Here is a 12,572-nt window from a genome sequence, read left to right as displayed (position 1 = left end):
CGTTATCGACAAGGGCAGCGTAAACGGTGTTTACGAAGGCCAGCCGATTATCAGCGATAAAGGCGTGGTGGGGCAGGTGGTTGCCGTAGGAAAAATTACCAGCCGCGTGATGCTGATTTGCGATTCATCGCACGCGCTGCCTATTCAGGTATTGCGTAATGATATCCGCGTGATTGCAGCAGGCAACGGCTGTACGGAAGACCTTCAGCTTGAGCATTTGCCGGGCAATACCGATATCCGTGTGGGTGATGTCCTGGTGACTTCCGGCCTCGGCGGGCGCTTCCCGGAAGGCTATCCGGTGGGCGTGGTCTCCTCCGTGAAGCTGGATACGCAACGTGCCTACACTGTTATTCAGGCACGCCCAACAGCAGGCCTGCAGCGTCTGCGCTATCTGCTGCTGCTGTGGGGAGCGGATCGCAACGGCACCATGCCGATGGCCCCCGATGAAGTGCATCGTGTTGCCAACGAGCGCCTGATGCAGATGATGCCGCAGGTCCTGCCAGCCGCCAGCGAGATGATGGGGCCGCCCGCGCCGGATAACGCCTCGGCAGCGGGTTCGACGGCGCCTGCGACTCAGACCACGCCTGCTGCTGCCTCCTCTTCGCGCAGAGGCCAGCCTTGAGCAGCTATCGCAGCCACGGTCGTTGGGTGATCTGGTGCTCGTTTCTGGTGGCGCTGGTGCTGCAAATCATGCCGTGGCCTGACCAACTCTATATGTTCAGGCCTTCCTGGCTGCTGTTAATCCTCATCTACTGGGTGCTGGCGCTGCCGCATCGCGTGAATGTCGGCACGGGTTTCGTGATGGGATCTATAATGGATCTGATTTCCGGTTCGACGCTGGGCGTGCGCGCGCTGGCCTTCAGCATCCTTGCTTATCTGGTCGCGTTCAAATTTCAGCTGTTCCGCAACCTGGCGCTCTGGCAGCAGGCGCTGATGGTGATGGTGCTGTCGCTGGCAATGGATGTTATTGTCTTCTGGGCAGAATTTTTAGTTATCAACGTCTCGTTTCGTCCGGAAATCTTCTGGAGTAGCGTGATAGACGGTATTCTGTGGCCCTGGCTGTTCTTGCTGATGAGAAAAATACGTCGCCAGTTTGCCGTACAATAAGGAAGAGTATGATATCCCTTTACCTGGCCTCCGGTTCTCCCCGTCGTCATGAATTATTAACGCAGCTTGGTCTGCGTTTTGCGCGTTTAAGCACGCAGGTTGAAGAGCGTCAGCAGCCTGGTGAAGCGGCTGAAACTTACGTCCGCCGTCTGGCGCTGGAAAAAGCCCAGGCCGGCGTAGCGGTAGCAGAGCAGGATCTCCCGGTGCTGGGTGCCGATACTATCGTGGTGCTGAACAACGAAGTGCTGGAGAAACCAGCCGACGAGGCCGCCGCCGCCGTAATGCTGTCTAAACTTTCTGGTCAGACGCATCAGGTCATGACGGCCGTTGCGCTGGCTGACCGGCAACGGCAGCTGGCGTGTATGGTGGTGACGGACGTGACTTTTCGCCTGCTGGGCGAGGAGGATATCGCAGCCTATATCGCCAGCGGCGAACCGATGGATAAAGCCGGTGCCTATGGTATTCAGGGGCTGGGCGGGAATTTTGTCAGAAAAATCAATGGAAGCTATCATGCGGTAGTGGGGCTGCCCCTGGTGGAAACGGCTGAGCTACTGAGCCAGTTTCACGCACTGCGTGAGGTAAGGGAACAAGATGACGGCTGAACTTCTGGTAAATATCACCCCTTCAGAAACGCGCGTCGCCTATATTGATGGCGGCATCCTGCAGGAAATCCACATTGAACGCGAAGCGCGCCGCGGCATTGTCGGCAATATTTACAAGGGGCGCGTCAGCCGGGTGCTGCCGGGTATGCAGGCGGCCTTTGTAGATATCGGGCTGGAAAAAGCCGCCTTCCTGCACGCTTCCGATATCATGCCGCATACCGAATGCGTGGCGGGTGACGAGCGTAAAAACTTTTCCGTGCGCGACATTTCCGAGCTGGTCCGTCAGGGACAGGATTTGATGGTGCAGGTGGTGAAAGACCCGCTGGGCACTAAAGGCGCGCGTCTGACTACCGATATCACACTGCCTTCACGCTATCTGGTCTTTATGCCAGGCGCATCACACGTTGGCGTTTCGCAACGCATTGAAAGCGAAGCGGAGCGCGACCGGCTCAAGTCCGTGGTGGCTGCCTACTGTGATGAACTGGGTGGCTATATTATCCGCACCGCCGCCGAAGGCGTGGGTGAACAGGAGCTGGCTTCCGACGCTGCCTTTCTCAAGCGGCTGTGGACCAAGGTCATCGAGCGTAAAAAACGCAATAAAACCCGCTGTCGCCTCTATGGTGAAGTCGCGCTGTCGCAGCGCATTCTGCGGGACTTCGCCGGTGCTGCGCTGGATCGCATCCGTATCGACTCGCGTCAGTCGTGGGAACAGCTGGTAGAATTCACCAGCGAATACATTCCGGAAATGACGGCAAAATTGGAGCTCTATACCGGTAAGCAGCCGATTTTCGACCTGTTTGATGTGGAAAACGAGATTCAGCGCTCGCTGGACCGCAAGGTAGAGCTGAAATCCGGCGGCTATCTGATCATCGATCAAACTGAAGCGATGACCACTATCGATATTAATACCGGCGCGTTTGTCGGCCATCGCAATCTGGATGAAACCATCTTCAATACCAACGTTGAGGCGACGCAGGCGATCGCCCGCCAGCTGCGCCTGCGCAACCTTGGCGGCATTATTATTATCGATTTTATCGACATGAATAATGAAGATCATCGCCGCCGCGTGCTGCATTCGTTGGAACAGGCGATGAGTAAGGACAGGGTGAAAACCGGCATCCACGGTTTTTCCCAGCTTGGCCTGGTAGAGATGACCCGCAAACGAACGCGCGAAAGCATTGAGCACGTACTGTGTCAGGATTGTCCGGTCTGCAAAGGGCGCGGCACGCTGAAAACGGTGGAAACCGTCTGTTATGAGATCATGCGCGAGATCGTTCGCGTCCATCACGCCTATGATTCGGATCGCTTTTTAGTCTACGTTTCACCTGCGGTAGGCGAAGCGCTAAAAACGGATGAATCGCATGCGCTGGCGGAAGTAGAGATATTCGTCGGCAAGCAGGTGAAAGTACAGATTGAACCGCTCTATACTCAGGAGCAGTTTGACGTGGTAATGATGTAAGTCCGGTTATCCCGCTCAAAACAAAGCCAGCGCGCCCCATCGGGGGTAAATATAGCTATTGCCCGCAGAGTCGGGTATCAAGGAGAGGTGTGTGAGGCAATTGCCGAGGATCCTGCTACTGACCGGCGCAATAATCGTCGTTATTATTGCGCTGATCGTCAGCGGACTGCGTCTGGCAATGCCGCACATGAACAGCTGGCGCGTCCCCCTTTTACAGCACCTTTCAAGCGCGATTGATATGCCGGTAGAAGCCGCCTCTCTTGACGGCCGTTGGGAAAACTTTGGCCCGGTACTGGAGATCAAAGCCCTTAATATTGGCCTGCAGGACGGCGGTTCGCTGAAGGTCGATCGCGTCTCGCTGGCCCTTGACGTCTGGCAATCTTTGCTGCATTTGCGTCCTCAGTTTCGCAACCTCGTCTTCTGGCGGCTGAATCTTGTGACCAATACGCCGCTGACCTCCGGCAACGGCGGCAAAGTAGAGCTTAAGCCCGGACAGTTCAGCGATCTCTTTTTACGCCAGTTTGACCATTTCGATCTGCAACAAAGCCAGATCAGTTTCCTGACGCTTTCCGGCCAGCGCGCCAGGCTGGATATGCCGCAACTCACCTGGCTGAACGAGAAAAATCGCCACCGGGCGGAAGGGTTAGTCAGCCTGTCCAGCTTTACCGGCCAGCACGGCGTGGTACAGGTTCGTCTCGATCTCAGCGATACCAACGGCTATCTCGATACGGGCCGCGCCTGGATGCAGGCGGACGATGTGGATGTCAAACCCTGGCTTGGCCAGTGGCTGCAGGACAACACCACGCTGAAAAGCGCGCGCTTCTCGTTGGCCGCATGGATGAGCCTCGAAAACGGCGAAATCCACAGCGGCGATATCTTATTGAAGAAAGGCGGCGCGGAGTGGCAGGACGAAAGTCGGACACACCATTTCACCGTGGACAACCTCGCCGCGCATATCAGCCATGTTGAACAGGGTTGGCGCGTCGAAATGCCGCAAACCAACCTGCATACCGACGGCGTAGCCTGGCCCAAAGGGCGGATATCGCTGCTCTGGCTGCCGCAAAACTCAGCCAGTCCGGAAGCCCTGCGCGTACGCGCCACCCACCTGGCGCTTGAGCGCATTGATGCGCTACTGCCGCTGTTTTCTAAAGTTACGCCGACGCTGCTGGCCAACTGGCGAACGCTTCATCCGCAAGGTGAAATTCAGGCGCTTGCCGCCGATATCCCGTTACAGCAGCCGGAAAAAACCCGTTTTCAGGCCCGCTGGCAAAATCTGAGCTGGCAGCATTGGGAGCTGCTGCCGGGCATGCAGCACTTTAGCGGCTCGCTTAGCGGCAGCGTACCGGACGGCAGGCTGGCTTTTAGCCTGAAGAACGCTTCGCTGCCGGACGGCACCATGTTCCGTGCGCCGCTGGAAATTGCGCAGGCCAGCGGCGCTTTCAACTGGAAAAGCAGTGAGGACGGCATCAGGCTGGCCGGGCGGGATTTGGACATTCAGGCGCGCTCGCTGTGGGCGAAGGGGGATTTTACCTGGGCTCAGGCCAAAGATCGGGCGCCGCGGCTGGATATTCTGGCCGGTATCACGCTGACCGATGCGGCAGACGCCTGGCGCTACTTCCCGGAACCGCTGATGGGCACTAAGCTGGTCGACTATCTCAGCGGCGCCATTAAAGGCGGCGAGGTGAAGAACGCTGCGCTGCTGTTTGCCGGTAATCCAGAGCTTTTCCCTTTCAAGCATAACGACGGCATGTTCCAGGTTTGGGTGCCGCTGCGCCAGGCCACCTATCGTTTCCAGCCCGGCTGGCCGGATTTGGAAAAGCTGAATATCGACCTGAACTTTATTAACGATGGCCTGTTTATGAAAGCGGATCGGGCCATGCTGGGCAACGTACAGGGCAAAAACGTCGCCGCTGTCATTCCGGACTATATGAAAGAAAGGCTGATTATCGACAGCGATATCAGCGGTGAAGGTAAGGAAGTCGGCCGCTACTTTAACCAGACGCCGCTACAGTCGTCGCTGGGTGCGGCACTGAACGAGCTGCAAATCGGTGGCGACGTGGGCGGTCACTTACATTTGAATATTCCTCTGGACGGGCAGGCGGTTAAAGCCAGCGGCGACGTCAATCTGCGTAATAACTCGCTGTTTATTAAGCCGCTTAACAGCACCATCAAACAGCTGAGTGGTCGCTTCACGTATGACAACGGCAATCTGCAAAGCGAACCGCTAACCGCCAGCTGGTTCGGACAGCCAATGAACGTGACGTTCAATACGCAGGAAGGCGAAAAGCATTACGATATCGGTGTCGATCTTAAAGGCGACTGGCAGCCAGGGAAAATCGATGCGATGCCGACGGCGCTGCGTGAAAAACTCAACGGTAGTGCCAGTTGGCAGAGCACCGTCGCCATTACGCTGCCGCACAACGGGGGCGCAAACTATAAGGTGTCGCTGACCGGCGATCTGAAAAATGTAAGCAGTCACTTACCTTCACCGCTGGATAAAGAACGGAATGAGGTGATGCCGGTTCGTGTCCTGGCGCAGGGCGATCTCTCGGCCTTTACGCTGCAGGGAGCGGTAGGCCAGAACCAGCGTTTTAACAGCCGCTGGCTGCTTGGAAAACAGCTGCGTGTTGATCGAGGCATCTGGGAACATGACGCCACGCAAATCCCGCCGCTGCCGGAAAAATCGGGCATGACGCTGTATCTACCGCCGCTGGATGGCGAAGCCTGGCTGGGGCTGCTGGCGGGCGGCTCGGGTGCGGGCGCCAGCGCAGGCGGCGGGCAGGCTTATCTGCCCGGCAACATTACGCTGCGCACACCGGTGCTGACGCTGGGAGGACAGCGCTGGCATGAACTGGAGGCCACGCTTAGCCAGACGGTAGCGGGCGAAAACGTGGTGCAGGCTAAAGGACGGGAAATCAACGGCGAGCTGGTGATGAGGCAACATGCGCCGTGGCTGGGCCATCTCAGCTATCTTTATTACAATCCACAATGGCCAGCCGCCAGCGACTCTACGCCGTTCTCCGGCGAGAAAAACAGTAAAATTGATTTCAGCAGCTGGCCCGCTGTTAATCTGACCTGCGACGAATGCTGGCTGCGCGGTCAGCGCTTTGGCCGGATGGCCGCGGACATCAGCCATACCCACGATACCTTAAAACTGCAAAATGGCCTGATCGACATCGGTAGCGCAAAACTGAAGGTCACAGGCGAATGGGTCAATCAGCCAGGCTCGCAGAGAACCGCGCTGAAAGGGTCGCTCAGTGGCAAAAAAGTAGATGATGCCACTAACTGGTTCGGCCTGAATTCGCCGCTGCGGGACGCGCCGTTTAATATTGATTACGATCTGCACTGGCAGGCTGCGCCGTGGCAGCCCTCGGTGGCGACGCTGAGCGGCGTGTTAAAATCTCACCTGGGGGCCGGGCAGATTGCCGACGTAAATACCGGGCGGGCCGGTCAGCTGCTGCGGCTGGTCAGTTTTGATGCGCTGCTGCGCAAGCTGCGTCTCGATTTTAGCGATACCTTTAGCCAGGGCTTCTATTTCGACTCCATTAACGGCACAGCCTGGATTGAAAAAGGCGTGCTGCGTACCGATAACCTGCTGGTGGATGGCCTGGAGGCCGATATCGCCATGCAGGGCAAAATTGACCTGGCGAGACGGCAAATCGATATGGAAGCGGTAGTCGCGCCGGAGATTTCTGCCACCGTCGGCGTCGCTGCCGCCTTTGCCGTCAACCCGGTGATTGGCGCCGCTGTTTTTGCAGCCAGCAAGGCGCTGGCCCCGCTGTGGAATAAGATTTCGGTGCTGCGCTACCACATTTCCGGCCCGCTGGATAAGCCGAAAATTGATGAGGTCCTGCGCAAGCCGCGAGAAAAGAGCGCGAAGTGAGTTTGACGTGACCGGGGAATTGCCTCAGGCTATAGAGATTATGACGCCAGCGGCGACTGGCTCCCAAACAGAGCGAGAATACATGAGTCTGAATCTGGTAAGTGAACAGTTACTAACTGCTAATAATATTAACCAACAGGATCTCTTTTCCCTTCTCGGTCAGCTCTCGGAACGCAAGCTGGACTACGCCGACCTCTACTTTCAGTCCGGCTACCATGAATCCTGGGTGCTGGAAGATCGGATTATTAAAGACGGCTCCTGGAACATCGATCAGGGCGTCGGCGTCCGCGCCATCAGCGGCGAGAAAACGGGCTTCGCCTATGCCGATCAGATCACGCTGAACGCGCTGACGCAAAGTGCTACGGCGGCGCGCAGCATCGTGCGCGAGCAGGGTAACGGTAAATCGCATACGCTGGGCGCGGTGATGAATCGTCCGCTCTATCCTACGGCCGATCCGCTGCAAAGCCTGACCCGGGAAGAGAAAATCGCGCTGCTTCATCGCGTCGATGCTGCAGCCCGTGCCGCCGACAAGCGGGTACAGGAAGTCAGCGCCAGCCTGAGCGGCGTTTACGAGATGGTGCTGGTTGCGGCTACTGATGGCACCCTGGCGGCCGACGTGCGTCCGCTGGTGCGCCTGTCGGTCAGCGTCCAGGTCGAGGACAACGGCAAACGCGAGCGAGGCTCCAGCGGCGGCGGCGGCCGTTTCGGCTATGAGTTTTTCCTGGCGGACGAGTCAGGTGAAACCCGCGCGGAAGCCTGGGCCCGTGAAGCGGTGCGCATGGCGCTGGTTAACCTGAGTGCGGTTGCGGCGCCGGCGGGCAGTATTCCTGTGGTACTGGGTGCGGGCTGGCCTGGCGTCCTGCTGCACGAAGCGGTAGGCCACGGTCTGGAAGGCGACTTTAACCGTCGCGGAACCTCTGTGTTCAGCGGCCAGATGGGCCAGAAAGTGGCATCCGATCTCTGCACCGTGGTGGATGACGGCACTATTGAAGGCCTGCGCGGTTCGCTGGCGGTAGATGACGAAGGCGTGCCGGGCCAGTACAACGTGCTGATCGAAAACGGCGTACTGAAAGGCTATATGCAGGACAAGCTGAACGCTCGTCTGATGGGCGTCAAGCCTACCGGCAACGGCCGTCGTGAATCCTATGCGCATCTGCCGATGCCACGCATGACCAATACCTATATGCTCGCCGGCAAATCAACGCCTGAGGATATTATCGCCAGCGTGGAATACGGCCTGTATGCGCCAAACTTTGGCGGCGGTCAGGTGGATATTACCTCCGGGAAATTTGTCTTCTCGACGTCGGAAGCCTATCTGATTGAAAACGGCAAAGTGACCAAACCGGTGAAAGGCGCTACGCTGATCGGTTCCGGTATTGAGGCCATGCAGCAAATTTCGATGGTAGGCAACGACCTGGCGCTGGATAAGGGCGTTGGAGTTTGTGGGAAAGAAGGGCAAAGCCTGCCGGTCGGCGTCGGTCAGCCTACGCTGAAGCTGGACAAGCTGACCGTAGGCGGTACCGCCTGACGGATGCCGTTTTGCTGACCAGAAAGGCGAGCCATAGCGGCTCGCCTTTTTTACTTCTGCCGATATTCCTGATAAACATCCGCTACCTTATGGAAGTAATCCGTCAGGTAATCGATGCACACCTGAACCTTCAGCGGCAGCTTATCTTTCTGTGTATAAACCGCATAAACCGGCCGCGGATCGGATTGATAATGCGCGAACAGGATCTCAATTTTACCGGCATTAATCTCATCAATGATCCACATCAGCGGCACATAGGCAATCCCCGTTCCGCCCACCAGCCAGCGGATCAGCGTTTGCGAATCGTTAGTGGCAAAGCGCCCCTGCGGCGAAAGACGGATGGCGAGACCTTCCGGCGACGTTAATTCAAAATCGTTATCGGGCCGCACGCTGTACTCCAGCCAGGAAAAATTGCCGATGTCAGAAGGCTTTTCCGGCGTGCCGTGCTGCGCCAGATAGCTTTTGGCCGCGCAGACCACCATCGGCATAGAGCCGAGGCGCCGGGAAAACAGGCTGGAATCTCGCAGTGCGCCGACGCGGATCACCAGATCCAGCCCGTCGGCAATCAGGTCAGGCGCGGGGATGCCGGTAACCAAATTTACCGTCAGGCCAGGGTACTCTTTCAACATCTCGGCGGTCATATTCGCCAGCACATTTTGCGCCATCGTAGAAGAGCTGCCGATACGCAGCGTGCCGACAGGAGTATTGTTAAAAGCATACAGCTGCTCGTGAACCTGTTGCGCCTCAAACATCATCCGTCGGCAGCCCTGAAAATAAATTTTTCCGGCTTCGGTCAGGCCAAGACTGCGCGTGCTGCGGTTCAGCAGCTTCACCTGAAGCTCATCTTCCAGCCTGGCCACAATCTGGCTGACGGCAGAAACGCTCATTTGCAGATGGTTAGCCGCCGCCGTAAAAGAGCCCAGTTCAACGACCCGTGCAAAGACGGACATCCCCTTCATTCTTTCCATTATTAACTCTGGCTTAAAAGTGATTTAGATCACATTTGGTAGAAAACAGATAGTCAGCCGCGTTACTATAGCATCGCCGGGTTACCGTTCCGTAACTCAACTCGCCGAAATGCTGACGCCTGAATACGCTATTATTCATAGAGCGCCGGTTTTTGATAAGACCGTCTGCGGCTAATCTGACATCATCATCCGTAGAGCAGCAGCCACCCTCTCCAGGGCGGCCGTTTTTTTGTGGCGAAAGGAGTGCCCGGCAAACCCGACAAGGATATGAGATGAGCGTGCTTCCGGTTATTGTGATATTTGGGCTCTCCTTCCCGCCCATATTTTTTGAAATTATCGTGTCATTGATGCTGTTCTGGCTGGTGCGTCGTTTGCTTACGCCCACCGGGCTCTATGACCTGGTCTGGCATCCTGCGTTATTTAATACAGCACTCTACTGCTGCCTGTTCTACCTGGTTTCCCGATTGTTTGTCTGAGGTCACAGTGAAAGCGTTAACAAGAAAAATTTCCCGGTTCGCCATCACCCTTATCCTGGTTGTGATTGCCGTTGTTGGTATTTTCCATGTCTGGGTGTACTACACCGAATCACCCTGGACACGCGACGCGAAATTCACAGCCGACGTGGTCGCTATTGCACCAGACGTTAGCGGTCTGATTACCGACGTGCGCGTGCGTGATAACCAGCTGGTGAAAAAAGATCAGGTTCTGTTCGTGGTCGATCAGCCACGCTATCAGCAGGCGCTCAATCAGGCGGAAGCTGACGTGGCTTACTATCAGTCCCTGGTCAGCGAAAAGCGTCGTGAAGCAGGCCGACGCAATCAGCTTGGTGTCTCCGCCATGTCGCGTGAAGCTATCGAGCAGGCCAACAGCGATTACCAGACGACGGAACATCAGCTGGCAAAAGCCATGGCGACTCGTGATACAGCGAAACTGGATCTGGAGCGTACCGTTGTTAAAGCGCCAGCGGACGGATGGGTCACCAACCTGAACGTCTATCGCGGTGAATTTATCACGCGCGGCTCTACTGCCGTGGCACTGGTGCAGCAGCATACTTTCTACGTGCTGGCCTATATGGAAGAAACCAAGCTGGAAGGCGTCCGGCCCGGCTATCGCGTGGAGATCACGCCGTTGGGCAGCAACCGTGTGCTGCAAGGCACCGTGGACAGCGTGGCCGCAGGCGTAACCAACAGCAGCAGCACGGTTGACAGCAAAGGCATGGCGACCATTGATTCCAATCTGGAATGGGTTCGTCTGGCGCAGCGTGTGCCGGTACGTATTCATCTTGACCAGCAGCAGGGCAATCTGTATCCGGCGGGGACCACGGCAACCGTGATTGTGACCGGCGCTCAGGATCGTCAGCCGCGTGAAATGTCGCCGGTGATGAAGCTGATGCATCGCCTGCGTGAGTTCGGCTAAGCGCCATGTGGTATCAACTGCGGTTTCCGATCAAGCTGACCTTCGCCATTCTGCTTGCCTTGCTGATCGGCTTTCACTTCAATCTGGAAACGCCGCGCTGGGCGGTGATGACCGCCTGTATCGTTGCTGGCGGTACCGCTTTTGCCGCAGGCGGCGATCCTTTTTCCGGTGCGCTGCGCCATCGCGGGATGCTGCGCATTATCGGCACCTTTATCGGCTGCCTGGCCGCACTGACGATAATGATCGCTACCATTCGCGCACCGGTAGTGATGCTGCTGCTGTGCTGCCTGTGGGCCGGTTTCTGCGTCTGGCTTTCCTCATTAATTAAGGTTGAAAACTCTTATGCGCTGGGCCTGGCAGGCTATACGGCGCTGATTATCGTGGTAAGCCTGAATGCCAACGGCTCGGTGCTGGTGGCGCCGCAGTTTGCCGTCGAACGCTGTAGTGAAATCATTATCGGGATTGTCTGTGCCATTCTGGCCGACATGCTCTTTTCGCCGCGTTCTATCAAACAGGATGTTGATCGGGCTATTGATGGGCTGCTGGTCGATCAGTACAAGCTGATGCAGCTTTGCGTGGCGCACGGCGACAAAGAAGAGATCGACAAAGCCTGGACCGATCTGGTGCGCCGCACCACCGCACTGAACGGGATGCGCACCCACCTGATGATGGAATCCGGTCACTGGCAGAGAGCGGAAAGACGACTGCGCGCGTTAAACACGCTGTCGCTAACCTTAATCACTCAGGCCTGCGAAACCTTCCTGATCCAAAATACTCGCCAGGAATATGTGCCGCCACAGTTCCATCTTTTCTTTGAAAAGCCGGTAGAGAACGTCGCTGATATTCACAAACGCATGAAAATTATGCGCCGCGTCATTACCGCCAGCGGCAGTAAAAATACGCCGGTGACGATCGGTAACTGGGTAGGCGCCGCGTCACGCTATTTGCTGTTGCTGAAAGGCATAAAAACCAACAGCAGCATTAGCAGGATGGAAGAAGAAGTGCTGGACGGCGCGCCGGTAGTAAAAATGCGCTCGGCAGAAACGCGCCACGCGCTGATTAACGGCGTGCGCACTTTTGTCGCTACTGCAGTCGGCTCACTGTTTTGGCTATGGAGCGGCTGGACGTCTGGCAGCGGGGCAATGGTGATGCTCGCCGTCATTACCGCACTGGCGATGCGCATGCCAAATCCGCTGATGATGGCGAAGGACTTTCTGTATGGCATGATGGTAGCGGTCCCGTTAGGGGCGTTTTATTACATGGTGCTGATGCCTGCCACGCAACAAAGTATGCTGCTGCTTTGTCTCTGCCTGGGCGTGATGGCTTTTATCGGGGGCATTCTTATTCAGCGTCGTCAGATTGGGACGCTGGGCGCGCTGGTCGGTACCATCAATATCCTGACGCTGGACAATCCCATGACCTTTAACGTCAGCGCCTTTCTGGATAACGCGCTCGGCCAGGCGATTGGCTGCTTCCTGGCACTGCTGGTGATTCTGCTGATCCGTGACACGTCAAAAGCGCGTACCGGACGCACCCTCCTGAATCGCTTTATGTATTCTGCCGTGGCGGCCATGACCACGAATCAGGCCCGCCGCCGGAAAAACCACCT

Annotated in this window: 10 protein-coding genes; 9 read left to right on the top strand and 1 reads right to left on the bottom strand. The window is 56.8% G+C overall.

The window, feature by feature from the left end:
• The 6 genes from mreC to tldD form a co-directional block, all read left to right on the top strand.
• On the top strand, positions 1 to 622 hold a 622-nt coding region (mreC, locus tag RTK32_RS03930), incomplete at its 5' end, for a rod shape-determining protein MreC (RefSeq protein WP_312042201.1).
• A complete protein-coding gene (gene mreD, locus RTK32_RS03925) occupies positions 619 to 1,107 on the top strand; it encodes a rod shape-determining protein MreD (RefSeq protein ID WP_253457811.1) in 489 nt (162 codons plus the stop codon). The genes mreC and mreD, both read left to right, overlap by 4 nt.
• Positions 1,108 to 1,115: 8 nt before the next feature.
• Entirely contained in the window at positions 1,116 to 1,709 is a 594-nt protein-coding gene (locus RTK32_RS03920) for a Maf family protein (RefSeq protein ID WP_312042200.1), read from the top strand.
• Positions 1,699 to 3,168, top strand: a complete 1,470-nt coding sequence (gene rng, locus RTK32_RS03915) for a ribonuclease G (protein ID WP_312042199.1) — start codon at positions 1,699 to 1,701, stop codon at positions 3,166 to 3,168. The genes RTK32_RS03920 and rng overlap by 11 nt, the downstream gene beginning before the upstream one ends.
• Before the next feature lie 91 nt (positions 3,169 to 3,259).
• Positions 3,260 to 7,051, top strand: coding sequence for an AsmA2 domain-containing protein YhdP (gene yhdP, locus RTK32_RS03910; protein WP_312042198.1), 3,792 nt, complete (start codon positions 3,260 to 3,262; stop codon positions 7,049 to 7,051).
• Positions 7,052 to 7,133: 82 nt separating this feature from the next.
• Complete coding sequence (tldD, locus tag RTK32_RS03905) at positions 7,134 to 8,579, top strand: metalloprotease TldD (RefSeq protein ID WP_312042197.1); 1,446 nt, start codon at positions 7,134 to 7,136, stop codon at positions 8,577 to 8,579.
• 50 nt (positions 8,580 to 8,629) lie between these two features.
• On the opposite strand, the gene aaeR is transcribed toward tldD, so the two are convergent.
• Complete coding sequence (aaeR, locus tag RTK32_RS03900) at positions 8,630 to 9,547, bottom strand: HTH-type transcriptional activator AaeR (protein WP_312042196.1); 918 nt, start codon at positions 9,545 to 9,547, stop codon at positions 8,630 to 8,632.
• A 272-nt stretch (positions 9,548 to 9,819) separates the two neighbouring features.
• Here aaeR and aaeX point away from each other — a divergent pair, with 272 nt between their 5' ends.
• The 3 genes from aaeX to aaeB form a co-directional block, all read left to right on the top strand.
• Positions 9,820 to 10,023, top strand: a complete 204-nt coding sequence (gene aaeX / locus RTK32_RS03895; protein WP_312042195.1) for a p-hydroxybenzoic acid efflux pump operon protein AaeX — start codon at positions 9,820 to 9,822, stop codon at positions 10,021 to 10,023.
• A 7-nt stretch (positions 10,024 to 10,030) separates the two neighbouring features.
• A complete protein-coding gene (gene aaeA / locus RTK32_RS03890) occupies positions 10,031 to 10,963 on the top strand; it encodes a p-hydroxybenzoic acid efflux pump subunit AaeA (RefSeq protein WP_312042194.1) in 933 nt (310 codons plus the stop codon).
• Between the two features lie 5 nt (positions 10,964 to 10,968).
• The coding region (aaeB, locus tag RTK32_RS03885; RefSeq protein WP_312042193.1) for a p-hydroxybenzoic acid efflux pump subunit AaeB at positions 10,969 to 12,572 on the top strand (1,604 nt) is incomplete at its 3' end.

Origin of the sequence: Erwinia sp. (genome assembly GCF_031978025.1) — a bacterium.
Lineage (GTDB): Bacteria > Pseudomonadota > Gammaproteobacteria > Enterobacterales > Enterobacteriaceae > Erwinia.
The sequence above is the reverse complement of the archived record's forward strand: the minus strand, read 5'-3'. Positions and strand labels throughout refer to the sequence as shown.

Bases quoted from the DNA above. Each gene is read 5' to 3' on its own strand.
- aaeX (WP_312042195.1), top strand. From the start codon at position 9,820: ATGAGCGTGCTTCCGGTTATTGTGATATTTGGGCTCTCCTTCCCGCCC.
- aaeR (WP_312042196.1), bottom strand. From the start codon at position 9,547: ATGGAAAGAATGAAGGGGATGTCCGTCTTTGCACGGGTCGTTGAACTG.
- tldD (WP_312042197.1), top strand. From the start codon at position 7,134: ATGAGTCTGAATCTGGTAAGTGAACAGTTACTAACTGCTAATAATATT.
- rng (WP_312042199.1), top strand. From the start codon at position 1,699: ATGACGGCTGAACTTCTGGTAAATATCACCCCTTCAGAAACGCGCGTC.
- RTK32_RS03920 (WP_312042200.1), top strand. From the start codon at position 1,116: ATGATATCCCTTTACCTGGCCTCCGGTTCTCCCCGTCGTCATGAATTA.